We start from the raw sequence: 25,156 nt of genomic DNA on the forward strand, positions 1-25,156 counted from the left end.
CCACCACCACGTGCACGGACGGCGCACCCGAGGAGCTTCGATGACCACCATCTCCGCCCGAGCCACCGGGTCATGGACGTCCGCACCCGGCCTGCCCGAGGCCGCCACCTGGTACGGGCAGCACGACAACGCCGTGCCGCTGGCCAACGGCGACGCCGTGCTGGTCGCAGGGGGCGCCGACAGTGTCTCCGCCGCCGTCAGCCAGGCCGCCGTCTACAACGCCGCCGCCGGAACCTGGCTGCCGGTCGGCGCCCTGAACACCCCCCGGCGGCTGCACACCCTGACCCTCCTCGCGGGCGGGAAGGTCCTCGCCACCGGTGGCACCAGCGGCTCGGCACCGGGCGCACCCGCGCTCGCGACGACCGAGCTGTACGACCCGGCGACGCAGGCCTGGACCCCCAGCGGCACCATGGCGGGAACCCGCGCGGGCCACAGCGCGGTCCTGCTCGCCGACGGCAGGGTCCTCGTCGCCGGGGGCAGCACCGTCCGGTCGGCGCAGACCACCAAGGCCCTGCGCACGGCCGAGCTGTACGACCCCGCGACGGACACCTGGTCGGCGGCGGGCGACATGACGGAGGCCCGTACGGGGCACACCGCCGTCCCTCTCGCGGGCGGCGCCGTTCTCGTCTGCGGCGGCACCACACCGGTCGGCGGCGCCGACGAACCCGCCCTCGCCTTCTGCGAGCTGTACGACTCCGCCACGAAGAAGTGGGCGCCGACCGGCAGCCTGCGCGCGCCCCGCAGCCACCACCAGGCCACGCGGCTCTCGGACACCAAGGTCCTGGTCACCGGCGGCACCGCGCTCGGAGCGCCGGGCGGCGGCGCCTTCGACCCGTTCAGCCAGCGCACCGCCGAGCTGTACGACCTGACCTCCGGGGCGTGGGGGCCCGCAGCCGACATGCCCGCGGGACGGGCCCTGCACCGCGCGCTCCCGTTCGGCCCGAACGGGGTCCTCGTCATCGGGGGCGCCGCCGACGACAAGGACGAGACCGGCTACCGCAGCGCCCTCCGCTACGACGCCGCCGCCGACTCCTGGACCTCGGTCGCCGGCCTCGCCGACGGCCGGTGGGCCTTCGCCGCCGCTCCGCTGCCGGGCGGGAAGGTCCTCGTCACCGGCGGCACGGCCCGCACCGGCACGGCCGCCGCCGACCCCGCCGTCGCCGAACTGACGGCGAGCACGGAGATCTTCACCGCCGGGGGCTCCTCGTGACCGCGAACGCGTACTCGTTCCTGCCCTGGCTGCGCGCCGGAATCGCCACCCGCATCACGGGCGACCCCGGCACCTCGGCGCGCGCCGCCATCCCGGTCCGGCTGCGCGTCTCCGGCGAGCCCCTGGGGAGCGGGCCGCTGGTGCGGGAGATCGAGCGGAGCGTCCAGCTGTACGGCCCCGGGGACGTGACCGGCATCGACCCGCGCGCCGTCTCCCGTACGGAACCGCGGCCCGGCACCACCAACCACGAGCCGAACTACCTCGCCCACATCGAGTTCTGCGACGAGGACTTCCCCTGGCGCTACAGCCCGGCCCCGCCCGACGCCGCCACCAAGCGCCTCGCCCCCTGGCTCGCCCTCGTCGTCCTCGCCGCCGGGACCGGCGCGGACGGCGCGGCCCCGGAATTCACCGAGAGCCCGCAGGGGAGCGGACCCCTGCCCGTGATCGCCGTACGGGACACCGCCGCCACCCTGCCCCGGCCCGACCAGCTCGGCGCCTGGGCACACGTGCACGTCAACGGTGCGCTGACGGGTCCCGTCGCCTCCGACAGCACGGCGCCCGCCCTCGCCGCCCTCGCCGACGTGCTCCGCACCAACGCCGACAACGCCTGCTCGCGGCTGCTGTGCCCGCGCCGACTGCGCCCGGACACGGCGTACGAGGCGTTCCTGGTCCCGGTGTTCGAGACCGGCCGTCTTGCCGGGCTCGGCCTCGACCCCACCGGCTCACCCGGCGCCCTGTACCTGGCGTGGGGACCGCCGTACGCGGGCAGGCCCGCCTCGGGACAGCTGCCGTACTACCACCGCTGGCCGTTCACCACGGGCAGCACCGGCGACTTCGAAGCCCTCGTACGGCTGCTGCGGCCCCAGCGGCCCGACCCGCGCGTGGGGCGCAGGGACATCGACGTCCACCGCTCACCGGGCCTCGGCCTGCCCGGCATCCAGACACCGGCCGCGCTCGGCGGCGTCCTGCCGATGGGCGGCGCCCTCAAAGTGCCGCAGCCACCGGGCGCTCCGCCCGACGAGGCGGAGAACTGGGACAACTTCCACGACCGGCCACCGCCCGCGGCCCCCTACCCCCACCCCTTCCAGAACGCCCTGGCCGCCCTGCTCAACCTGGCGGACGACTACCAGCGCCACACACCGGCCGCCGCGCACGCCGCCCTCGCAACGCCACCGCTCGCGGCGGCATCCGACCCCGTCCTCACCCCCTCGCTGTACGGCAGGTGGCACGCGCTCACCCCCAGGCTGCTGACCCGTCAGGACGGCACCACCGTCCCCGCGCCCGAGAACCACAACTGGGTCCACCGGCTCAACCTCGACCCGCGCTTCCGCGCCGCCGCGCACCTGGGCACACAGGCCGTCCAGACGCGCCAGGAAGAGCTGATGGCCGCCGCCTGGGCGCAGGTCGGCGACGTACTGGCCGCCAACGCGCGGATCCGCGCCGCGCAACTGGCCCGCGAAGTCGGGCACGTACTCCAGACCAAGCACCTGGACCCGGCCGGGGGCACCTCGGCGGCGGCGCCGGCCGCCGCCCCGTCGGGGCGCTCGCTGCGGCTGACCGCGCCCGCGCACGCACGGGTGACGGCCGCCGTGACCGGCCCCCCGGGCGCGGCGACCGCCGCGCTCAACGGCCAGGCGGAGCAGGTCGCGATCGGGTTCCGGGTGGCCGCGAGCCAGGTGGCCGGTGCGCCGCTGTCCCCGGCGATGCGGCGGATCACCCGGCCCGGAGCACGCCTGATGCGGGCGCTGCCCTTCACCGCGGACCGCCCGCCGGACGCGCTCGTACCCCGCATGGACGCCCCCTCGGCGGCGGTGACGGCCGCACCCGCCAAGACCACCCCGGCCGGGATCGTCACCGCCGAACAGCTCGCCGCCGAACTGCACCCCGGCGCCCCGCCGCCGGACCCGGTCGAGAGCCTGCCGCACAGCCCCGACTTCCGGCTGCGCGAGCTCGGCGACCCGGTGGTGCCGAGCACCGGCACCACCGACAGCCCGGAGGCGGCCCGCTTCAAGGGCGCGCTGCGCGAGCTGCACCAGGGCGTGAACGTCGCCACCGCCGTCGGCAAGGCGCTGCCGCGCGCACGGCTCGAAGTCGCCCTCGCCACCGGCTCGGTGCTGTCCGGACTGCGCGCCGACACGACGGTGCCCCGGACGCTCCTCGGCTCGGTCGCCCTGCCCGAGCGGCTGCGCCCGTTCGCCGACGACTTCATCGAGGCGATGGCGTACCCCGTCTTCGACCTTCCCGCCTACCAGGCACTCCTCGACCAGTCCGTGGACGCGTTCGTCCCGAACCTCGGCCTCGTCCCGCAGAACTCGATCACCCTGCTCGCCAACAACCGCGAGTTCATCGAGTCCTACCTCGCCGGACTCAACCACGAGATGGCCCGCGAACTCCTCTGGCGGGAGTACCCCACCGACCAGCGGGGCAGCCCCTTCCGGCAGTTCTGGGACCCCCGTACCGCACAGCTCAGGGCGGGGGAGAGCGCCGAACGACGGCGCGAGCGGTGCTACGACATCCCGCCGCTGCACACCTGGCCGACCACCGGGCGCCTCGGCCGGAACGTCAACCGCCCCTTCGGCGCGGGCCCCCAGCAGGAGGACCTGGTCCTGGTCGTGCGGGGCGAACTGCTCAAGCGGTACCCGACGGCCGCCGTCTACGCGCAGCGGGCCGAATGGCCCGTGGGCGACGACGGCCTGCCCGACCACACCCAGGAACGGGTGCCCGTCACTCTGCCCGACGAGGACCGGCCCCCGCCCGCACTGCTACGCCTGCCGTTGTACGAGGCGAAGATCGAACCCGACATCACGCTCCTCGGGTTCGACCTGGACGCCGACGAGGCACGCGGCGACCCGCCCGCCGACGCGGGCTGGTTCTTCATCCTCAAGGAGCGCCCGGGGGACCCGAGGTTCGGGGTCGACGACGCGGTCCCCACCCCGGTGGAGGTGTGGAACGACCTGTCGTGGACCGACGTGGACCCGCACGCGCGCGGCTTCCTCGAACTCGACCCCCAGGTCACGGTCCCTCTGGCCGACTTCGACGGCTCCGAGGACGACCAGGAGAAGCGGGAACAGCGCGCCGAGGACGAGAGCCTGCCGCTCTGGCACGCGGGGCTCAGCTCCGCCGACCTCGCCTACATCCTCTTCCAGGTTCCGGTCCTGGTGGCCGTGCACGCACAGGAAATGCTGCCGCGATGACACACTCGACAACGCCCCCGGCCACGCCGGCTCCGACGACCCGGACCGCGACTCAGCTCAGCGACGACTTCCCCGTCCTGCTCGCTCCCGTACGGATCGAGACCCGCTTCACCCCGACCGAGCTGCTGATCCGGGTGTTCCCCGACGAATGGGCCGTCGACAAGTTCGAACCCCGGCCCACCCCGGCCGAGATCGCCGCCCTCGACGCCTACTGGACGGCACGCTGGGCCGCGGCGCGCGAGCCCGCGGCGCTCCGCGCCGCGGAGCTGGAGCTGGCCACGCGCATCGCCCCGGGACGTGCCGCCTGGCTGCGGAGTCAGCGGGTCCCGGGCAACCTCACCGAAGAACCGGTCGCCGTCCCCGCCGGGACGACGGTGCTCGTGGTCGTGGGCCCCACCCCGGTGGCCGCCGCCGACCGGCAGCCGACGGTGACGTACTGGACCGCCGTCTGGCGCGCGCACGGCGACCGGCTGCTGCTGCGGGGGGCCGACGCGGCCCTGCGCACCGCGGTGGGCGCCAACCGGGCCGCCGCCATCCGGGCCCTGCGCCCGGCCGGCATCGAAGGAGCGCCCGTCGGCACGGGCGACGCCGTACAGGTGGCCTTCCTCGTACTGCCGCCGCCCGCGGCCGGTGCCACGGAACCCGAGTCCTGGACCCGCGCCGCACGCGCCCGGCTGCTGCCCGACCGCTTCCAGGCGCTCGGCTACGTCGACGGCGCGCAGGTGCTGTCCGTGACCGGCGCGCCCGTGCCCGAGACGCTGCCCGTGAGCCCCGACCCGGCCGCCGTCGACCAGATCTCCGTGGACCCGGCCACCGGGGCCCTGCACGTCCCCGACGAACTGCGCTGGCTCACCGACTTCGACCGCGCCGTCGCCGTCGGCATGGGACTGCGCGTCCCGCTGGACGACCGCATCCGCGGCGGCCTCGACCGGCTGCTCGTGCTCGGCCTGCGCGCACAGCCCGACCCGGTCCGGTCCGCCCAGCAGCTCTCCGGCCTGATCACCCAGCAACTGCGCGGCCCCGACGGCTACGCGCTGCTGCCGCAGGGCACCCCGACCAACAACACCGAACAGCTGCCCGCGGGCCAGAGCGACGCCGACGAGGCGGCCTCGGCGCTGCGCCCCGCGACGGCACCGGCCGCGACCGCCGCCGACTGGACCACCCTGACCGACGGCCGCCGCTTCACCGACTTCCTCGGCCTGCCGCCCGCCGTGCTGCAGGGAATGCCGCACGCGGACGGCACCGACCAGCGCGAGGCCCGCGCCGCCAACACCGCGCTGTGGCCGGTGACCTGGGGCTCCTTCCTCCAGACCGCCATGCACCCCGTCCTCGACGCCGAGGCCGTCCGTGAAACCAGGGACTTCTTCCTGCGCCACGTCTCCGGGCGCGGGCCCGTCCCGGCCGTCCGGGTCGGCAACCAGCCGTACGGCATCCTGCCCACCACCGCGTTCTCCCGCCTCACCTGGCCCGACTCCGCCGTCCATCTGCGCGGCCTCGACCGGCTGTTGAGCGCCGCGGCCCAGGACTGGCAGGCGGCGGCCGGCCAGGTCGCCCACCTCGGCAAGGACACCGACGACCCCCACCAGCTCCTCCTGGACATCCTCGCGCTGCACCCCACGTCGGCCGAGTACCACCAGCGGTACGCGCAGAGCGTCGAGGACGTCTTCAACCGCGAGAACCTCGGCGGCCGGGGTGCGGCCGTACGGCCCGCCCTGGACCGGTTGAACATGCCAGGACCACTGCGCGCCCTCCTTGCCAGGCTCGGGCACAGCAACGGCAGCCCGGCCCACGACCCCGACCTGCTGCGCAAGCTGTTCACCGGCTTCCAACAGCCGCTCCTCGCCCCGCTGGTCGACGACCGGCCCCTGTCGGAGACCGACCCCGTACGCGCCTGCACCCCCGACGGCCGCAACTATCTGCGCTGGCTCGCCGACGAGGCGGCCCACGACCTGGACACGGTCCGCCTCGAACTCGGCTTCACCGACGACACGCCACCCGCCGCACTCCTCTACCTGCTGCTGCGGCACGGGGTGCTGCTCGGCTGGGCCGACGCGGCCCGCAACCTCGCCGTCGCCGCCGGGGTGGCCACCCCCGACGAACTCGCGGCCGACCCGCCGTTCGTGCACGTACGGATACCGGACCCCGGCCAGACCCTGCCCAGCGAGAGCCGCTTCCGCAGGCTGTACTCGCCGGAGCCCGCCGTGACGGGAAGCCCCGACCAGCTCCTGGCCGACTTCATCCCCGGCACCATCGGCAGCGGCCCCGCCACCGCCGACCTCGCCGACCACATCACGGCACTCGGCATCCTCGCCGACCTGCCCACGGCCCGCCTCGAACGGCTCCTCGCCGAACACCTCGACCTCGCCACCTACCGGCTCGACGCCTGGCGCCTCGGCCTGGCCACCGCGCGCCTGGCGGAGCTCAGGTTCGGCGCCGACGGCAACGGCACGCCCCGTCCGGGGCTGCATCTGGGCGCGTACGGCTGGCTTGAGGACGTCCGCCCCCGGGCGGCGCAGCTCACCCCGGTGGAACTGACCGGCAAGCTCGCGGAGATCTTCAGCGGCGGCGCGCCGCTCCTGCACGACCCCGAGAACGCGGGCTTCGTGCACGCGCCCTCGCCCGGCCACGCCAGGACCGCCGCCGTGCTGCGCGCCGGGTACACGGCCAACGCCGACCCCGACCACCCCAGCACCTTCGCCGTGGACCTCAGCTCACAGCGGGTACGGATCGCGCTCGGTCTCCTCGACGGGCTGCGGCAGGGCCAGCCGCTGGGCGCGCTCCTCGGCTACCGCCTCGAACGCGGCCTGCACGACCGGCACGACGAGGCGGAAGTCGACCGCTTCATCACCGCGCTGCGCGAACAGTTCCCGCTGCGCGCGGGGAAGATCCCCCAGACGGCGCCCGACCCCACCGAGCCCGTCCCCATCGAGCAGGTCGAGGCCCGCAACGTCGTCGACGGCCTCGCCCTGGTCCGGCACGTGACCCGCACCGGAGTGCCGGACACCTACCCCTTCGGCCTCGGCGACGTCCTGCCGCCCGCCGACCCGGGCCAGGCCGCGGCCCTCACCGCGGAGGTCCGCGCGCTCCTGGACGTGCACGACGCCCTCGCCGACCTCGCCGTCGCCGAGAGCGCCCACCAGGCGCTGGCCGGGAACACGGAGCGCGCCTCCGCGACCCTCGACGCCTACGCCAAGGCGGGCTTCCCGCCCCGGCCCGCCGTGGTCGAGACCCCCCGCAGCGGCACCACCCTCACCCACCGCTTCGGCCTGCGGCTCCGTCCCGGCCTGCGCCCCGACAGCCACGCCACCCCCAGGGCGCAGGCGGAACCCGCCGTCAACGACTGGCTGGAGGGGCTGCTGCCCGACGCCGACGACACCGTCGCGCGCGTCACCTGGACCGACCCGGTGAACGGGCAGGACCGCAGCCGGGTCATCTCCCTCGACGACCTCGGACTCGACCCGATCGACCTGCTGTGGACGGTCCGTTCGGCGGGCGCCGAGGCGATGACCGACCTGGAGGACCGGATCATCGGCGCTGTGCTCGACCGGGACCACCCGCGCCCGGACGCGGTCCTCACCATCCGCCACACCGAACGGGTCCCCGGCAAGGTCTCCTTCTTCGAACTCTCCCCGCTCATCGGCGCGTTGCGCACCCTGCTGACCACCGCACGGCCCCTGCGCACCAGCGACCTCGTACCCGGCGCGGGCACCGCGACCGTCGACCGCACCGCCGACGACGCGGTGTCCCTGCCCCGCGCACGCCCCGCCGCCGTCCGCGCCGCCCTCGCCGCCCTCGACGAGGAGGCCGCCGACTTCGTCCACGACCTCGCACCCCTCTACCCGGCCCCGCCCGCGCCGCCGGCCCGCGCCGCGGTGCTCGCCGCCATCGACGGATTTCTCACCCGCTACGCCCAACTCGCCACCACCGCCGCCGGGTTCGGCATGGTGCGCAGCGGCTGGGGCGAACTCGTCCAGTGGCGCAGGAGCGCGTACGCCGACGTGCTCGCCGCCGTCGCCGACACCGCGGCGCGCATGACACGGGCGCTGGCCGACGCCGACGCGCTGCTCGCCCAGTACGACGCGCTGCCGCCCGCCACCCCCGACAGCGAACGCTTCCGCCTGCTCCAGCAGGCCGAGCGCCTCCTCACCACCACACCGACCGTCACCCTCCCCAACAGGCCCACCTCATTCCGCACCGGCGTCGGCAACCGCCGCACCGGCTTCCGCAACCGCCTCCAGGCACTGAACCAGCAGGCACACACGACGCGCGGCACGCTCAGCGCACTGCTCGACGACATCGCCGACCTGCTTCCGCTCACCGGCTTCGACCCCGCCGGGCTCGACCTGACGCCCGTCGAGGACCGGGTCGTCGACTTCGGCAGGCAACTCCTCGACCGGGCGGGCGCGTTGCGCGCCGACATCGCCGCCCGCCTCGCCGCCGCCGGTGCCGCCCTCGCCGAGTACGACCAGGCACTCACCGGCCCCGACCGGGTCGCGGCGGGCACCGAGGCGCTCCGGGCCGTGCTCGGCCCCGAAGTCCTCGCCGTACCCGAATTCGAACCACCGGACGCGCTCACCACCGAGTGGGCCAAGGCGCGCAGGGACAGCGACGAACTCGTGGAGCACCTGAACCAGGCGCCGGTGAACCGGGACTTCCCCCTCGACGACTGGATCCACGGGCTCGCCCGGGTCCGCGAGATGCCCCGCCTGTGGGAGCGCGCCGTGCTGCTCAGCGCCACGCTGCGCGGCGACGACGAGGAGCCCGCACTGGAACCCGTCCAGCTCCCGTACCGCCGGCACGACCACTGGCTCGGCATGGAGTTCGCCCCCGGCGCCACGATCACCGAGGACAGGCTGCTGTTCACGGCGCACTACGCCGACGGCGCGGACGAGGACGAGCCGCACTGCGGACTGCTCCTCGACGAGTGGACCGAGGTCATCCCCGCCGAGCGGCACACCACCGCGATCACGGCCGACGTGGACCGCCCCGACTCCGAACCACCCCAGGCGATGCTGCTGGTCGCACCACCCGTACGCACCGGCACCTGGGACACCGCCGACCTGGTGGCCGCGGTCCACGAGACCTTCGAGATGGCCAGGGCACGCGCCGTGGAGCCCGCACACCTGGAGGACAGCCCGTACGCGCACCTGCTGCCCGCCACGCTCATGTCCGCGACCACCCAGCCGATCACCATCAGCACCGACCTCGCGACCGCCAACGCGCGCTGGAAGGCCGACCATGACTGAGCCACGCATCGCGGACCTCGCCACCGCGCTCCGGGACCGCGCGCACCCCGCCGTCGGCATCTGGAACCGGCTCGAAGGCAGGCCGCGCACCACCGACTTCGACCGCGCGCTGCGCGCCGAGGTCCGCGACGCGCTGTGGCTGCTGACCCGGCAGTGGCAGCTCGGCGAGTTCCAGGGCGCCGACGCGGGCTCGCCCGTGACCGCCCGGTACGCCGTCACCACCAGCACGCCCGACCGGTTCCGGCCCGAAGGCGGGCCGCCCGAGCCGCTGCCCGCCGACCGGCCGCTGGAGACGGTCGCCGAACGCCGGCCGCTGCCCTTCGCGTTCGGCGCCGAGCGGACCTCCTTCGACCTGCGCCTCGCACTGGGCCGCCGCTGGCTGAAGCTGGTCTCCGACTCAGCGGTGCTGCGCGCGCACGACGTGCCCGAGCAGTTCGTCGCCCGCTATCCGGTCGCGCCGCCGGACCCCGCCGTCGAGGCCGACCTTCCGCTGGTCGCGCACCCGGAGGTCTGGGCGACCCTGCAGGCGCTCGCCGGGCGGGGCATGGACGGATACCTCCTCTACCGGCACCTCACGGCGGGCGGGCAGCCCTCGGACGGCATCGATCTGCCCCGCCCGCACCGTGCGACCCTCAACGCGCTCGGGCCCCGGCTGACGTCCTGGTTCGACCAGTTGATCGACCACCCGACCGGGGTGACCACGGAGCGGCCCGACGGCGACACCACGTGGAACGCCCGGCGCCTGGAGCACTCCTTCGCCGTCTCCGCACCCGCCCCCGGCGGCGGGGAGCAGGTCCTGACGGCCGCCGAGTACCCGGGCGGGCAGCTCGACTGGTACGCCTTCGCCACCGACCCCGGCGGCTCCCTCGACGGCGCGGGCCCGGCCCCCGTACCGGCCGGACGCACCGTGTTCCCGGCGCCGGTCGGCTACGCCGGAATGCCCCTGCCGCGCTGGTGGGCGCTGGAGGACGGGAACACGAACTTCGCCGCCGTCACCCCGGACAGCACCGACCTGGCCCGGCTCGTCTTCCTGGAGTTCGCGCTCGTCTTCAGCAACGACTGGTACCAGCTCCCGTGCGACGTGCCCGCCGGAACGCTCGCCACCATCCAGGGGCTCGCGGTCACCGACGTCTTCGGCCAGCGCCGGTGGATCACCCCGGCGGGCACGGGGGAGCGGCAGGACTGGCAGCGCTGGTCGATGTTCACCCTCGGCACCGACGGCGGGACCGGCCTGCTCCTGCCGCCCGGCACCCCGAAGGTCGCCACCGGCCCCGTGCTGGAGGATGTGGCGCTCGTACGGGACGAGAACGCCAACCTCGTCTGGGGCATCGAGCAGACCGTCCAACTGGCCAACGGCGGCGGGCGCAACGGCGACGAGGCCGCCGCCGAGTCGATCGCCCAGCGGCGCAGGCTGCACCCGCCGTCGGGCGGCGGCGATCCGCGCGCCGACGTCGCCTACCGGATCGCGAGTTCCGTCCCCGAGAACTGGATCCCCTTCATTCCCGTGCACGTGCCGGGGGACAGCAGGAGCGTGCAGCTCCAGCGTGCCGCGATGCCCAGCGAGGTGGACGGCACCCCGGTCCGGCCGCGTACGGCCCTCCTGCGCGAAGGGCTGGACGCGGGGCGGCCGTACTTCATCAACGAGGAGGAAGTCGCGCGCACCGGCACCCGGGTCACCGTCGCCTTCAACCGGACCCGGTGGCGCGACGGCCGCGTCGTCGTCTGGCTCTCGGCACAGCGCGCCACCGGCCACGGCGAGCGCTCCAGCGGCCTCGCCTTCGACCTGCTGACCGAGACCTCCGCCCAGGGGCTGTCGTCGGCCGAGTGGGATGCACAGTGAAACGAGCGGTCTGCACAGCCGGTGCGGCGAGTGGTCTTCACAGGGAGAAGCCACCGTCGATTCCCAGGACCTGCCCGGTGATGTAGGCGGAGCGGTCGGAGACGAGGAAGGACACGAGATCGGCGACCTCGTCCGGTGTGCCGGGTCGGCGCAGCGGGATTCTGGCGACCTGTTCCTTGCGCTTCGCCTCGCCGAGGTCATCGGTCATGTCCGTCGTGATCAGGCCGGGCGCAACGCAGTTGGCGCGGACGCCGAACCGGCCGAGCTCCTTCGCGATCGACTTGGTGAACCCGATGATCCCGGCTTTCGACGCCGCGTAGTTCGACTGGCCGGTGTTGCCGTAGACGCCCGCCACCGAGGAAAGGGTGACGATGGCGCCGTGGTCGTGCCGCATGAGGGCGCGCGCCGCGGCACGGCAGATGTGATAGGTCCCGTCGAGATTCGTGCGGACCACCGTGTCCCACTCGTCCTCGGCCATCCGGGCGAGCGGCCGGTCGCGGACGACACCGGCGTTGGCCACCACCGCCCCCAGGGGGCCGAGTTCCGCCTCCGTCTCGGCCACGAGTTCCTCGGCCTGGCCCGGGGCCGAGACATCGGTCCTGCGGGCGAGCACCCGCGCGCCGAGGCGGCGTGCCGCGGCCGCGACCTCGTCGGCCTTCTCCGCGCTGGACAGATAGCAGAACGCCACGTCGAAGCCGTCGGCCGCCAGGCGGAGCACGGCGGCCCGGCCGATGCCGCGCGAGCCGCCGGTGACGACCACGACCGGCCTGTCCCCGTCGGCCATCAGGTCTTCTCGACCTTGGCGGCGACGAGCTGGTGGATGATCTCCAGTGTGGTGAGCGAGGCGATTTCCTCCTCGTCGATCTTGATGCGGTACTTCTTTTCGAGTTGCACGGCGACCTCCATGGCGGTGAGCGAGTCGACGTCGAGGTCGTTCTTGAGGTCGGCCTGGTCGGTGACTTCTTCCAGGGGGAGTTCGAGTTCTTCGGCGATCAGCGCGCGCAGCTCTTCGAGGTTGACGTCGGCTGTCTGGTTGTCCGGCACGGTGGGGCGCTCCTTTCGATCTCGGTTCAGACGACGAGTGCTTCGCCGCCGTCGACTCCAATGACGTTTCCGGTGAGCCACGACGAGTCGGTGGAGGACAGGGTGACGATCGCGTCGGCCACGTCTTCGGTACGCGTCAGGCGGCCGCCCGGATTGATCTCCTGGCAATGGGCGATGAGCTTCTCGCTGCCCGGGATCTTCCGCAGCGCCGGGGTGATGGTGGTGCCCGCCCGGATCGCGTTCACCGCCACGCCCTGGGGTGCGAGTTCCACCGCCAGGTGGCGGACATGTGCTTCGAGCGTCGCCTTCGCCGCCGACACGGGCGCGTAGCCGGGCAGCACCCGGGTCCCGCCCGCGCTGGTCATGGCGAAGACCTTCGCCCCGCGCGGCAGCAACGCCGCCTTCACCAGGTCCTGGACCCAGTACACGAGGCTGTGCCCCATGACGTCGACCGTCATGGTGAGCTGCTGCGGCGTGACCGCTGGGGCCTCGTCCTCCGCGCCGCCCGGTGCGGGGAGGAGGGACGTGAGTGTCCCGTACGCGACCGAGTGCAGGACGACCCGGGGCCCGACGCCGGACGTGAGGTCGCGGATGACGGGGACGAGCTCCGCGCGCGCCTGTCTCGCCGCGACGTTGCGGTTGAAGAAGTGCGCCTCGACGCCGAGTTCGCCCAGCGCCCTGGCGTAGCGCTCCGCCTGCTGCTGCCCCTCGGCCAGGTCGAAGTGCACCCCGATGATGTTGCAGCCCGCGTCGGCCAGCGCCCGCGCGGTCTCCTTGCCCATGCCGCTGGAGACGCCGAATATCAAGGCCCAGGATCCCTTGAGGGGAACGAACATCCACTTCCTCCCTGCTGATCGGTGCCGAGACGGGTCGGTTCCGATGCCGGTCCCGATGCCGGTCCCGAGGTCGGTTCCAGGTCGGTTCAGACGACGAGCACGTCCCCGCCGCCGACTCCCGTGGCCCTGCGGGGCGCGACGGTCAGCTCGGCGTACGCGATCGTGCCCTGGGCGGAGGCCGCCAGGACCGCGCGGCGCGTGCGGGCCGTGTGCTCCTGCGCGAACAGGCCCATGACGCGTCGCAACGGGACGAGGCAGCCGGCCTGCGCCGAGGACGGCACCAGGACGACCTCGCACGCGCCGGTCAGGCGGTCCAGCCACCGGGCGGCGGCCGTCCCCACCGCGGAGTCGTCGAGGACGGCGTCGATCCGGCCCGGCGGGTCGACGCCCACCAGCGGGGCGAGGGCGGCGGCGACGTTGCTCGCCGCCGCGTCGGGATCCAGGAACGCGCTGCGTGCCCGGCACGTGCCGTAACGCGCGTGTCCCCCCACGGCGGCCTCGCAGTGCAGCACGGCGGCGCCCGCCTCCGACCCGGGGCAGGTCGACTGCGCGGGCGACAGCGCTTCCTCGACCGCGCCGACGAGGACCGCCCGGGCCCGCCCCGCGGCGATGGCGCGGGCCGCGATCTGAAGCGCCTCAAGACCGGCGGTGACCGGGGAGTTCACGGTGAGGTTGAAGCCGGTGATGTCGTGTTCCATCGAGAGCCGGCTGGCGAACGAACTCATGGCGATGAAGGGGCTGCTGGACGGCGACATCTCCTCGGCGCCCGCGCGCATGATGATGTGGTCCAGCTCCTCGAGGAGCGCGGCGCCGGTGTTGTTGACGGCTACCGCCGCGCCCCGCAGGTTCCGCTCGGTCGCCGCGAACCGGCCCCCGGCGTCGCCGACCGCCAGCCTCGACGCGGCGAGCAGGTACTTGCACGCGTCGGGCAGCCGCCGGTAGCCGCGCCCGGGCAGCGCGACCTCCGCCCGGAACCACCCGGGAGCCGCCTCCGCGCCCAGTGTCAGCGCCTCCTCGGGCCCGGAGACACCCGGCGCCACCAACCCCAGGCCCGCTACGGCCAGTTCACCGGCGCTCACCGGGCCCCCTCCGCGTGCTCCCCGACGGCGTCCTTGATGACCAAGGACGTGTTGTTGCCGCCGAACGCGTAGGTGTTGACCAGGACCGCGGGCGCCGCCAACGGCACGGAACGCCCCTGCGGAACCCAGACGTCGCACTCCGGATCCTGCTCGATCGGGGTGTTCGCCGGGCTGCGGCCGTGGCGCAGCATGAGCGTCGCCGTGAGGCAGGCGAACGCGCCCGCCGCACCGGTCGTGTGACCGATCATCGCCTTGAGCGAGAACAGCGGCAGCGCACGCGTCCGCTCGCCGAACACTCTGTGCAGGGCCTGGCTCTCCACCACGTCGTTGAGCGGCGTTCCCGTCCCATGAGGGATGACGCAGCCCACGTCACAGGCGCTCAGCCGCGCGTCGGCCAGTGCCTCGGTCATCGCACGGACGATCTGGTCGCCCGACGGATCGGGGGCCGTCGGATGGTAGGCGTCACAACTCCAGGCCGCACCGGCCAGTTCGGCGTACGGCTCGGCGCCGCGCCGCCGGGCGTGCTCGGCCGCTTCGAGCACGATCATCGCGGAGCCGTCGCCGAACATCGTTCCCGCCCGGCTCCGGTCGAACGGCCGACAGCGCACCGGGTCCGCGGCCCCCAGCCGGTTGAAGGCGCCGATCCCGGCCCGTGTGATCCCCTCGGCCCCGCCGACCAGGACCGTGGTCGCCTCGCCCGCACGGATCATGTCCAACCCGATCGTGAGCGCGTAACCACTGGCCGAGCAGGCGTTGCCCACACTCGTCAGCGGCGCCCGCGAGCCGATCTCCGCCCCCACGACCGCGGCCGCGGGCGTCAGCGTCGTCCATGCCGTCCGGCCCGCGCTGCGCTGGATCTCCTGCATGTCGGCGTTGCCCAGCTCCACCCCGAGCACCACGGGAACGGCGTCGCGGGTCCCGTACTCCAAACCGGCGTCGGTGAGCGCCTGTTCGGCCGCGGCGACCGCCAGGCGCGGACTGCTCCCCAGCTCCAGCCCGGCGAAGCGGGACGGTTTGGCGGGCACCTGCGCCCGGTCGACCAGATACATCTTCCGCGTCCGCATGTTCAGGTGCGGCAGCGGAACCTCGGCCGGTTGCCCGCCGCCCGCGAGCAGGCCGTCCCAGTGCGCGGCGACACCCGTGCCCAGGCAGGAGATCGCGCCCAGGCCGGTGATCACGACACGCGGGTCGCTGGTGAACGTGTTCATGTGTCCCTCCCGCGTGGGGGTGCGAGGACGAGGGCCGAGACCGATGTCCCGTCGCTCTCCCCGGTCCCGGCGCCCGCGACGGCGAGCACCGCCTCGTCGTCCAGTCGCTCCACGGCCAGCGCGCACTGCACCACGCCCAGTGCGCCCGAGCACCGCCCGAACCGTGCGGTCGCCTCGTCGCCCAGGCGCCGCCGGACCGCCGTGGCCCCCGCCGCCCGGACGGCGGACCGCTCGTCGCCCGCTCTGCCGTATCCACCGATCTCCGCGCGGATCCGCGCACCACGGTCCACGGCGTGCCGCACGGGCTCGACCACCAGGCCCACGGCCCCGTCGAGCCACCGCGTACCAGCGGTCTCGCCGTGCAGTCTGGCCACCGGCGGGGAATCCGGTTCCACGCCGACCACCAGGGCCGCCGTGGCCCGGCCCGCCGCGATCAGGTTCCGGGCCGCGGCCACCGCGTCGAGCCCGCTCGACACGCCGTTGCACAGCGTCAGATTCGGGCCGCGGATGCCGTGATCGAGCGCGATCCAGGCCGCGGAGACGGCGCTCGACAGCTGCGGCAGGCGCATCGGGCTGATGCCCGTGCTGCCGCTGGTGGCGATCGTCGTGACGGTGTCGCACACCGGGTCCAGGTTCCCGAAGTTACTGGAGACGACGACCGCGGCGCCGGCTAGCTCCGGCGCGCCGAGCAGCCCGGCGTCGTCGAGCGCCCGCCGCGCCGCCCGCACCGCGAACCGCGACGACCGGTCCTTGTGCCGCATGCCCCGCCCGACCAGCTCGGTCACCGGGTCGAAACCGGGCCCCGCCACCGCCCAGCCCACACCGGTGATCGCGGCCCGCACGACAGCCGGGGCACTCACCGCGCCGCCCCTTCCACGATCGCCACGGCGTTGATCCCGCCCATGCCGACGGCGTGCACCTGCGCGGTGCCGAACGCCCCCGTGGCCGGCCGACCGGTCACGATCCGCAGCTCTTGCGCCTCCTCGATCGGGTCGGTGAGGCCGCTGATCGCGGGCAAGGTCCGGGTACGGATCGCCGCGAGCGCGACGACGACGTTGAGCAGCCCGGCCCCGCCGGAGACATGGCCCATGCCGCCTTTGACCGCGGTCACGAGCGGGCCGGGCTCGGCGGCCTTGAACACGTCCCGCAGCGCGACCGCCTCGGCCAAGTCGCTCTGCAGCGTGCCGCTTCCGTGCACGATCACCAGGTCGATGTCGTCGGGAGCGACCGACGCGCGCTCGTGCGCCTCCTCGATCACGCGGACGATACCCGCGGGATCCGGCGCCGTCGGATGCGACGCGTCGCAGTTCATGCCCACACCCCGGACCCGGCCGTGGATCCGGCCCGGGTGCGTACCGCCTCGCCGCAGCACCACCGCCACCGCGCCCTCACCCATGATCATGCCGCGCCGGGACCGGTCGAACGCCCGGATCGTGTCCGGCGGCGGGAACTGGATCCGGTCGAACCCGCCGAAGGAGCTCTCGGTGATCGAGTCGGTGCCCGCCACCACCACGGTGTCCGCTGCGCCGAGGGCGATCAGGTCGGTGGCCATCCCGAGCCCGTACAGCGAGGCCGCGCAGGCGCTGGCGACGGTGTGCACGTCGTACAGGCCGAAGGCGGCGCGCAGGGCCGAGGCGAAGTGCAGGTCGGCGGGGGAGAGGACGCCGTCGTGCCGCCACCAGAGTTCGGCGGTCCGCAGCTCCCGGTGCGTGGTCCCGACCAGCACCGGCCACCCCGGTTCCGGTTCCGGCAGGCCCGCGTCCACCAGGGCCTCCCGGACCACGCGGACCAGCCAGCGCGTCGCCCGGAGCGGTTCCTCCACACCGGGGCGCACCCGGTCCGGCACCTCGTACGCCGCCCCCGCGCGGTACTTGGACGTGTCGAACGCCGAGAGCGGCGCCGGTCCTGACCGTCCGGAGCACAGCGCGCCGTGGATGTCGGCGACGGTGTCCCCCAGCGCGCAGATCGCGCTCATTCCGGCGATCTCCCAGCTCATGTCCTGCCCTCCGGACTGCCGACGGGGCCGCCCGGTCGGCGGCGGAGCCGGAAGCGGGCCAGCTTGCCGTTGGCGGTGACGGGGAGTTCGTCGATGATCTCGACCAGGGACGGCCTCTTGTACGGGGCCAAGTCGGCGCGCAGCGCCGCCCGCACCGCCTTGCGGGTCTCGTCCGGACGGGCCGGGTTCCGCGCCACGACGTACACCGTGGCCTGTTCGAGCCCGAGGGGATCCGCGCTGCCCACGACCGCGCACTCGGCGACCTCGGCGATGCCCCGGACCACGTGCTCGATCTCGGCCGGTGCGATCTTGTATCCGCCGAGCAGGAGCATGTCGTCGGCGCGGCCGACGTGGCAGAGGTCGCCGCCGGTCGCACGGAACGCGAGGTCGCCGGTGTAGACGCCGCCGTCGGCGAACGCGCGGGCGGTGTCCTGGGGCCGGTTGAGGTAGCCGAGCGCCACCGACTCGGTGGCGAGGTGCAGGCGGCCCGGGGTCCCGTCGGCCACCGGTCGGCCGGCGTCGTCACGGATGGTCGCGGTCACCCCGGGGACGGGGAAGCCGATCGACCCGGGACCGGCGGCCTTTCCCTGCCCCACGGCAGCCGCCACGACCGTGTGCAGGACCTCGGTCGCGCCGAACCCATTGATCAGCGGCACGTCGAACACGTCGCTGATACGGGAGGCCAGTTCACCCGGCAGGGGCTCCCCGGTGGCCACGGCAAGCCGCAGCGAGCCGGTCTCGACGGCCTTGCCCTGCTCCGCGAGCCTGAGCAGGCCCGCGTAGAGCCGGGGCACGGAGAACAGCACTGTCGGCCGGTACGCGTCCAGCGCCGCCGCCACGCCGTAGGGGTCCGCCGGTCCGTCGAGCAGCACCGAGCTGGCGCCCGCCGCGTACGGGTACAGCAGCGAGTTCCCGAATCCGTAGCCGAACGACAGTTTCGCCGTGGACAGCACGACGTCGTCCGGAGTGAGCTCCAGCATGCTGCCGACGCCGCGCAGGACCGCGTGCACCGCCCGCAGGCAGTGTCGTACGCCCCGGGGCCTGCCGGTGCTGCCGGAGGTGTACTGCACCAGCAGCTCATCGGTCTCGCCGAAGACCGCCGGTGGAACCGCGGACGGGCCCGCGCGCCCGGGAACGAGCGCGGTGAGCAGCCCGCCGCGCCCGGCCGCCCCGCGCTCCGCGTCGACCTCGCCCAGCTCGGTTCGCACGGCCGCCTCGTGTTCCGGGGCGACGTTCAGCTCGACGAACTCCGCCTCGCTGTCCCGCACGATGAAGCCGATCTCCGCAGGCCGCAGCGTCGGGTGCAGCACGATGGGCACGCACCCGTGCCACCACAGGGCGAGCACGGCGGTGACCGCCGCGACGCAGTCGTCGGACACCACGACCGCACGGCAGCCGGGCCGCACCCCGGCAGCCCGCAGATCGCCGGCGTAGTCCGCCACCGCACCCCGCATGTCGGCGTACGTGACCTCGCCGACCCGGCGGTCCACGCCGCAGCGCCGCCCGTCGGCATGGCCGAGGAGCAGCAACTCGACCGGGTTCGCCATCCCGGCGGTCGGGTTCACGGCACCCGGTGCCGGCCGTGGAGCAGCCGCATCACGTCGCCCACGCTGTCCATCTCCGCGGCGTCCGCCGGGGTGAACTCCGCGCCGCAGGCACGCTCGAGGGCCACGATGAACTCCGCCTTGTGGAGGGAATCCATCTCGAGGTCCACGTAGAAGGACTTGTCGATGCCGACGTCGGCGACGTCGAGCTCCAGGACGCCCGCCACCAGCTCCTGCACATCCCGGTCGGTCAACACGGCATTCTCGTCTCCTTCGTCGATCTGCCAGCGGAGCGCAGGGGCGACAGTTCGGTCGGCATGGTGGTCAACTGGGCACACAGGGAAACCCAGTTCACCTTCTGGCTTTTCTCAGCGCCTCGGTGACAAGCGATTCACTCGTCGCCTGTCCGGCCTGCAGCAGCGAGACCCGCACCTCGGCGGAGCGCGCATTCATCGTGTCGAGCCTGGCCTCGGCGCACACGTCGCCGGGGCGCGTCACCGTCAGATACGTGACGTTCAGCTGGGTCGTGGCGAACACCATGTCGTCCTCAAGCAGGCTGAACATGACGAACCCGGCGGCCTGGTCGTGAATGCCGGCGACATGGCCTCCGAAGGCCACCTTCGGTTCCACGCAGAGATCGTCGGGAATGTTGAAGGTGACCGCGACGAACCCTTTTCGCCATTCCATCGCGACGACCCGGAGCGACAGGCGCGCCACATAGGGCGGCACCGGGGTGGTGCCTGCGGCGATCACATCGAGCATCTTCTGCCGCATCGTCATGGCGCCCGACGGCGATGATCCGTCCACGTACGCTCCCGCCTTCCCTGTCATGGAGCCCTCCCTGTCATGAGGCCTTCTCCGCCCTCAAGCCGGACTATCCGTGTCGGTGCGGCGCGCGATGAGCCAGACGAGCGCGGCTGCCAGCACGAAAGCCGCCACCACCACGACGAGCCCGAGCATCATGTCGGTCCGCAGCGCCGGATAGCCGAGGTCCGTCAGCTCTCCTTGGAAGCCCCGGAAGAACGCGAGTCCGATCACGGCCACGCCCAGCGAGGAGCCGAGCTGCTGCGCGGTGGACAGCGCCCCCGAGACCGCGCCGGAATCGTCATGGCGGACCCGGGCCATCACGAAGTTCAGCAGCGGCCCGAGCACCAGGCCGAGGCCCAGACCGGTGAACACCATCGTGGGCGCCATCGCCCAGCCGAGGTTGTGCCCCGAGCTGTTCCAGCCGAGCGTGGCGATCATCAACGCACTGCCGACGGCGCAGCTGGCACAGCCGACGAGAATCGTGCGGGGTGCGGTGAAGCGCGCCACGACACGCGCCGACCACAGGGACGTGATCGTGCTTCCCACCGCGTACGGCGCCATCGCCGCGGCCGTCGCCAGCGCGCCGTAACCGACGCCGTACTGAAGGGTGATCGAGAAGTAGAGGAAGAAGGGCACGATCGCGGAGAAGTACACGAGAAAGAGGGCCAGGGACAGCCGGAATGCCGGATCGGTCCACAGGCCCGGCCGCAGCAACGGAACCTTCCCCTGCCGTTCCAGCGCCGACTCCAGCCGGAGGAAGACGACAAGGAGCACGGGCGCGCACAGGAGCAGCAGCCATCCCCACAGCGGCCAGCCCTGATCACGCCCGATCGTGAGCGGCACCAGCAGCGCGACAAGGAGCAGGACGACGGTGAACGAGCCCGCGTAGTCGAGCCGCAGACGCAGTCCCTTGTGGGCCGGCACCATGCGGGGTGCCAGCGCTATCAGGACGATGCCGACGGGGATGTTGATCAGGAAGATCGGGCGCCACTGCAGCCCGGCGACATCCGCGGCGATGAGCAGCCCGGCGATGATCGGACCGGCGATCGTCGCGCAGCTCACCACCGCTCCGAGCAGCGCGAACGCGCGTCCTCGCCGCTGCGTGGGGATCGCGATGTGCAGCGTCGCGATGATCTGCGGATACAGCACGGACGCCGAGAGGCCCTGCCACACCCGGGCGGCGATGAGCGCGCCCGGGCCCTGCGCCAGTCCGCAGGCGAGGCTCGCCAGGGTGAAGGACACGGCGCCGATCATGAACATGCGCCGTCTGCCGTAGAGGTCGCCGAGGCGGCCGCCGGTGATGAGCATCACCGCGTACGCGACGACATAACCGGCGACCACCAACTGCACCTCCGGCACGCTGGCCCCGAGGTCCCGCTGCAGGCTCGGCATGGCGACGTTCACGATCGAGGTGTCGGCGAGCAGCATGAAGGCGGCGCCGAGCACGAGCGCCGCGGCCCTTCTCTCCGCGGGCAGGAACCGGTGGGAGACCGGTGCCGCCGACGTCACCGAATCACTCATCCGGGGGTTCCGGGCGTCACGAGCCGATGGCGGCGGACCTTCATCGTGCCGGTGAGGGGGAAGTCCTCCCACGGCCGGTAGTCGACCCCGGTGTCCTCAGGCAGCTCCGCCCTGCTGCGGGCGCGCTGCCAGCGGTCGTCGTCGATCGGCTTGCCGTCGGCCGTGACCGCCACCGCCGTGACCGCCCCGGCCACGGCGATGACCACGACCTCGCCCAGTTCCGGCAGTTCGTCGAGCAGGATGTCCTCGGCGCGGAGGGTGCTGGGTACGCCGGGGACCTGGTCCACCTGCCGGTCGTAGAGCTCCAGGTGCCCGTCCGGTCGGAGCCTGCCGACGTCGCGCATGGGCCACCAGGCGTCACGGCCGGGCAGCGGCGGCCGGCCGATCATCGATTCGGCGCGGGCGGGGGTGCGGACCTCGATGTACCCGGAGGCGTCGGCCGCAACCTCCGCTCCGGCGTCGTCCACGACGCGGATCTCCATGCCGGGGAACGCCGCGCCCACGTCACGGGAGTCGAGGCGCCCCGGCTCCCGGACGTCGGCCCGGGTGGTCATCAGGAGCGTGACCGGGCCGGTCTCGGTCTGCCCGTACGCCTGGATGAAGGTCGGGTTCGGACGCTCCGACGCCTCAAGAAGGGTCCGCAGTGTCCGCGGGTGCATCGCGTCGAAGCTGCTGATGTAGCGCTCCACCGCGCTGAACGGGTTCGGCGTCTCGCGCGCCAGCGCCTCCCAGCGCAGGAACATGTTCGGCTGGGCTTCCAGGGACTCCGGCCGGTACCGCAGGAGTGCCGCGCGCACCGGGGCCAGGTCGGGGGAGGAGATGCCGAGGAACGGCACCCCCGTATTGAGCAGCGTGAGGAGCCCGGACGACATCCGCACATGCACGAAGGACAGGCACTTCGCGCTGATCCCGGCGTAGTCGAGCGACTTCACCACGCCGATCTGGGGAGCCACGTGGGCGTACAGGGAATCCACCGTGTGCACCAGGAGCTTGGGCTTTCCGGTGGTGCCGGACGAATGCGTGATGAGCATCGGGTCCGTGCCGAGATGGCGGGTGACCTGGTGGGGTGCGGACTCGCTCAGCTCCACGGCCCCCGGCAGTACGGCTTCGGGGGTGAGCGTGAGGACTCGGGAGACGATCTCGCCGAGCTGATCCTGCCAGGGACGCAGCACCGCGGCGCCGTCGGCATCGGTCAGGAGACAGGGCCGATCGAGTTCCTTCAGGCAGTGCAGGAGATCGGCGGGCTCCATCTTCACCGACAGCAGCGCGGGCAGCGCGCCGATGCGCACCAGGGCGCACTGGATCGCCTGGATGTCGAAGTGATTGGCCTTCACCAGGGCGACCACCGCGCCCGGCCGTACTCCGGCACCCCATAACCGGTCGGCGTAGTCCGCGACCACGACCGCGAAGTCGCTCACCGTGTTCGGGGTGCGGCAGGCCGAGGCCCAGGGCGTGTCCGCGCACACGGTGGTCCCACCATGGTGTTCGGCGACGCCTTCCGGCAGCAGGCCAAGATCTGCGACAGGGAGCACTGCATCCTCCTCCGCTACGACCACTCTTGTGAGGTGGGACGATCCGGTGCCCCGCGCGGGGAGAGCCACGGCGAGTGCACCGTCGGCTGGTCGACGACGCACAGGTCGGCGCGCCCGGCCAGGACGATCGTGTTGACGTCGGCCGCGGAGATCGAGCCTGCCGCTATCACCGCGAACTCGCTTCCGCGCCCGGCCTGGTTCCGGATCCGGTCCGCGTACACGTCCCGGTCGGCCCGCGCCCCGGCGAGGACGTGGACCGCCGCAGCGCCGCGCGCGGCGAACTCGTTCGCGATCTCGGCCACCACATCGACACCGTCCCCGTCCGGGTACCACCGCGCCGGTGAGATCCGCAGGCTGACCGGCCGCTCGGCGGGCCACTCGGCGCGGATCGCACCGAACACCTCGAGCGAGTGGTGGAGCCGCTTCCGCAGCGAGCTCCCGTCCCGCCCCCCGGCCGCCGGGAACAGCAACGAGGCGAGCAGACCGTCGTCGGCGCAGTCCAGTTCCAGCAGGTCGAACCCGGCGGCGGCACGCCGGGCCGCGGCTGCGAACGCGCGTCGCAGCTCCCCCGGGGGCCTGGTGGCGCCGTCAGGGCCGTAGTAGCCGAGTCGTACGCCGATCTTCGCCGGTGAGTGCGCGTGGACGAAATCCACCACCCGCCGCCACCCGACCGCCTGTTCCCCGGTGTACAGCCCGGCCCCGCCGGGGGCGGCCGTGCCCGAGGCGGAGACGGACACCGGCCCGGTCAGCACGAGTCCGGCCCCGCCCAGCGCCGCGCCGCCCAGGGACACCAGTTGCAGGTCACCCGGCACCCCGTCCCGGGTGGGGGACATCGCGCCGGGGGAGACCACGACGCGGTTGACCAGGTCCAGGCGGCCGAGCGTGAACGGCTGGAGCATCGGCGGGCGCACCCGGCCGTCGGCCGCACCCGCGAACCATTGCTCCGCACGGTCGACGAACTCGGGGTCACGTCGGCGCAGGCTGGCATAGGAGACCCGGCGGCTGCGGGTCAGAAGGTTCACCGCGAACTGCTGCGGCTCCTGGTGGGTGTAGTGATCGACGCTCTCGAACCACTCCCGGCTGGCCTGCGCGGCGCGCTGCAGGGAGCCGACGGCCGGGCGGCGCTCGGTCTCGTACGCGGCCAGCGCCGCTTGGGCGTTCGGCTGCTCCCGCAGGCTCTTGGCCAGGGACAGCGCGTCCTCCATCGCGATCTTGGTGCCCGAGCCGATGGAGAAGTGCGCGGTGTGCGCCGCGTCGCCGATCAGCACGACGTTGCGATGCCGCCAGGTCTCGCACCGCACGGTGGGAAAGCGCAGCCAACGCGAGCTGTTTCCGTACAACTTGTGCCCGTCGAGGATGTCCTTGCACAGCTCGGCGATGATGCCTATCGACCGTTCGTCGCTTTCACCCGGCGCGAGCGGTGCGGCGGCGGTATCGGCGAACCCGGCCGCGCGCCAGGCCTGTTCGGACAGCTCCACTATCAGGGTGCTGGCATGACGGGAGTCGGGATAGGCGTGCACCTGCAGGGCGCCGCCCGGCGTGTCCACGACGTAGAACTTGAACGCGTCGAGTTCCAGGTCGGTGCCCAGCCAGATGTACCGGCAGGTCCCGGTCCGGACCGTGGGCCGGAAGGCTTCGGCGTGCCGCTCCCGGATGAGGGAGTTCGCCCCGTCGGCGGCCACCACGACGTCATGGTCGGCGGCGAGGGCATCCACATCGGTGATCTCGGTGCCGTAGCGCACCGGGATGCCGAGTTGCGCGCAGCGCCGCTGCAGGGTCATGAGGAGCCCGGCGCGGCTCATCGCGGCGAAGCCGTTGCCGCCCGCCGTGAAGGTGGTGCCGCGGTAGTGCACATCGATGTCGTCCCACCGGGCGAGCAGCGGCCGCATCCCGGACACGACGGCCGGGTCGGCGTGCTCGATGGCGCCCAGCGCCTGGTCGGAGAGGACCACTCCGAAGCCGAACGTCTCATCGGGGGCGTTCCGCTCCCAGACGGTGATCTCATGCGCGGGGCCGAGCTGACGGGCCAACGCACTGAAGTACAGCCCTCCCGGACCACCGCCGATCACAGCAATCCGCACCTCGACCTCCTGCGCATC

17 protein-coding genes are annotated in these 25,156 nt (G+C 73.4%); 4 read left to right on the top strand and 13 right to left on the bottom strand.

Annotation, left to right across the window (positions count from 1 at the left end; all coding sequences use genetic code 11):
* Positions 1 to 40 precede the first annotated feature (40 nt).
* From IE274_RS20640 to IE274_RS20655, 4 genes are read left to right on the top strand one after another with little or no spacing between them, the layout of a single operon-like run.
* A complete protein-coding gene (locus IE274_RS20640) occupies positions 41 to 1,210 on the top strand; it encodes a Kelch repeat-containing protein (protein ID WP_190117304.1) in 1,170 nt (389 codons plus the stop codon).
* Complete coding sequence (locus IE274_RS20645) at positions 1,207 to 4,404, top strand: hypothetical protein (RefSeq protein ID WP_190117305.1); 3,198 nt, start codon at positions 1,207 to 1,209, stop codon at positions 4,402 to 4,404. Before IE274_RS20640 ends, IE274_RS20645 begins: the two co-directional genes overlap by 4 nt.
* Positions 4,401 to 9,650 carry a hypothetical protein gene (locus IE274_RS20650; RefSeq protein WP_190117306.1) on the top strand — a complete coding sequence of 1,750 codons (5,250 nt, stop codon included), beginning with the start codon at positions 4,401 to 4,403 and terminating at the stop codon, positions 9,648 to 9,650. The genes IE274_RS20645 and IE274_RS20650 overlap by 4 nt, the downstream gene beginning before the upstream one ends.
* Complete coding sequence (locus IE274_RS20655; RefSeq protein ID WP_190117307.1) at positions 9,643 to 11,490, top strand: hypothetical protein; 1,848 nt, start codon at positions 9,643 to 9,645, stop codon at positions 11,488 to 11,490. The genes IE274_RS20650 and IE274_RS20655 overlap by 8 nt, the downstream gene beginning before the upstream one ends.
* Before the next feature lie 37 nt (positions 11,491 to 11,527).
* On the opposite strand, the gene fabG is transcribed toward IE274_RS20655, so the two are convergent.
* The 13 genes from fabG to IE274_RS20720 form a co-directional block, all read right to left on the bottom strand.
* Complete coding sequence (gene fabG / locus IE274_RS20660) at positions 11,528 to 12,274, bottom strand: 3-oxoacyl-ACP reductase FabG (RefSeq protein WP_190117308.1); 747 nt, start codon at positions 12,272 to 12,274, stop codon at positions 11,528 to 11,530.
* Positions 12,274 to 12,534, bottom strand: a complete 261-nt coding sequence (locus IE274_RS20665; protein ID WP_190117309.1) for an acyl carrier protein — start codon at positions 12,532 to 12,534, stop codon at positions 12,274 to 12,276. Before IE274_RS20665 ends, fabG begins: the two co-directional genes overlap by 1 nt.
* A 26-nt stretch (positions 12,535 to 12,560) precedes the next feature.
* Positions 12,561 to 13,370 carry an SDR family oxidoreductase gene (locus IE274_RS20670; RefSeq protein WP_190117310.1) on the bottom strand — a complete coding sequence of 270 codons (810 nt, stop codon included), beginning with the start codon at positions 13,368 to 13,370 and terminating at the stop codon, positions 12,561 to 12,563.
* 86 nt (positions 13,371 to 13,456) lie between these two features.
* Positions 13,457 to 14,449 (bottom strand): beta-ketoacyl synthase N-terminal-like domain-containing protein, encoded by a 993-nt coding sequence (locus IE274_RS20675; protein ID WP_190117311.1) that lies wholly within the window; start codon positions 14,447 to 14,449, stop codon positions 13,457 to 13,459.
* Positions 14,446 to 15,657 carry a beta-ketoacyl-[acyl-carrier-protein] synthase family protein gene (locus IE274_RS20680; protein ID WP_190117312.1) on the bottom strand — a complete coding sequence of 404 codons (1,212 nt, stop codon included), beginning with the start codon at positions 15,655 to 15,657 and terminating at the stop codon, positions 14,446 to 14,448. Before IE274_RS20680 ends, IE274_RS20675 begins: the two co-directional genes overlap by 4 nt.
* Positions 15,654 to 16,517 (bottom strand): beta-ketoacyl synthase N-terminal-like domain-containing protein, encoded by an 864-nt coding sequence (locus IE274_RS20685; RefSeq protein WP_190117313.1) that lies wholly within the window; start codon positions 16,515 to 16,517, stop codon positions 15,654 to 15,656. The genes IE274_RS20680 and IE274_RS20685 overlap by 4 nt, the downstream gene beginning before the upstream one ends.
* Positions 16,514 to 17,653 carry a beta-ketoacyl synthase N-terminal-like domain-containing protein gene (locus IE274_RS20690; RefSeq protein ID WP_190117314.1) on the bottom strand — a complete coding sequence of 380 codons (1,140 nt, stop codon included), beginning with the start codon at positions 17,651 to 17,653 and terminating at the stop codon, positions 16,514 to 16,516. Before IE274_RS20690 ends, IE274_RS20685 begins: the two co-directional genes overlap by 4 nt.
* On the bottom strand, positions 17,650 to 19,218 hold the full coding sequence (locus tag IE274_RS20695; RefSeq protein WP_190117315.1) for a class I adenylate-forming enzyme family protein: 1,569 nt from the start codon (positions 19,216 to 19,218) through the stop codon (positions 17,650 to 17,652). The genes IE274_RS20690 and IE274_RS20695 overlap by 4 nt, the downstream gene beginning before the upstream one ends.
* Positions 19,215 to 19,454: an acyl carrier protein gene (locus tag IE274_RS20700; protein WP_229909687.1), complete on the bottom strand. Its 240-nt coding sequence runs from the start codon at positions 19,452 to 19,454 to the stop codon at positions 19,215 to 19,217. Before IE274_RS20700 ends, IE274_RS20695 begins: the two co-directional genes overlap by 4 nt.
* Before the next feature lie 94 nt (positions 19,455 to 19,548).
* On the bottom strand, positions 19,549 to 20,028 hold the full coding sequence (locus tag IE274_RS20705; RefSeq protein WP_190117317.1) for a PaaI family thioesterase: 480 nt from the start codon (positions 20,026 to 20,028) through the stop codon (positions 19,549 to 19,551).
* Positions 20,029 to 20,061: 33 nt separating this feature from the next.
* On the bottom strand, positions 20,062 to 21,525 hold the full coding sequence (locus tag IE274_RS20710) for an MFS transporter (protein ID WP_190117318.1): 1,464 nt from the start codon (positions 21,523 to 21,525) through the stop codon (positions 20,062 to 20,064).
* Positions 21,522 to 23,057: an AMP-binding protein gene (locus tag IE274_RS20715; protein ID WP_190117319.1), complete on the bottom strand. Its 1,536-nt coding sequence runs from the start codon at positions 23,055 to 23,057 to the stop codon at positions 21,522 to 21,524. The genes IE274_RS20710 and IE274_RS20715 overlap by 4 nt, the downstream gene beginning before the upstream one ends.
* Before the next feature lie 14 nt (positions 23,058 to 23,071).
* A complete protein-coding gene (locus IE274_RS20720) occupies positions 23,072 to 25,138 on the bottom strand; it encodes an oxidoreductase (RefSeq protein WP_190117320.1) in 2,067 nt (688 codons plus the stop codon).
* Between the last annotated feature and the right edge of the window lie 18 nt (positions 25,139 to 25,156).

Origin of the sequence: Streptomyces flavofungini (assembly GCF_014650815.1) — a bacterium.
Lineage (GTDB): Bacteria > Actinomycetota > Actinomycetes > Streptomycetales > Streptomycetaceae > Streptomyces > Streptomyces flavofungini.

Bases quoted from the DNA above. Each gene is read 5' to 3' on its own strand.
- IE274_RS20640 (WP_190117304.1), top strand. From the start codon at position 41: ATGACCACCATCTCCGCCCGAGCCACCGGGTCATGGACGTCCGCACCC.
- IE274_RS20650 (WP_190117306.1), top strand. From the start codon at position 4,401: ATGACACACTCGACAACGCCCCCGGCCACGCCGGCTCCGACGACCCGG.
- IE274_RS20655 (WP_190117307.1), top strand. From the start codon at position 9,643: ATGACTGAGCCACGCATCGCGGACCTCGCCACCGCGCTCCGGGACCGC.
- fabG (WP_190117308.1), bottom strand. From the start codon at position 12,274: ATGGCCGACGGGGACAGGCCGGTCGTGGTCGTCACCGGCGGCTCGCGC.
- IE274_RS20670 (WP_190117310.1), bottom strand. From the start codon at position 13,370: ATGTTCGTTCCCCTCAAGGGATCCTGGGCCTTGATATTCGGCGTCTCC.
- IE274_RS20680 (WP_190117312.1), bottom strand. From the start codon at position 15,657: ATGAACACGTTCACCAGCGACCCGCGTGTCGTGATCACCGGCCTGGGC.
- IE274_RS20690 (WP_190117314.1), bottom strand. From the start codon at position 17,653: ATGAGCTGGGAGATCGCCGGAATGAGCGCGATCTGCGCGCTGGGGGAC.
- IE274_RS20705 (WP_190117317.1), bottom strand. From the start codon at position 20,028: ATGACAGGGAAGGCGGGAGCGTACGTGGACGGATCATCGCCGTCGGGC.
- IE274_RS20710 (WP_190117318.1), bottom strand. From the start codon at position 21,525: ATGAGTGATTCGGTGACGTCGGCGGCACCGGTCTCCCACCGGTTCCTG.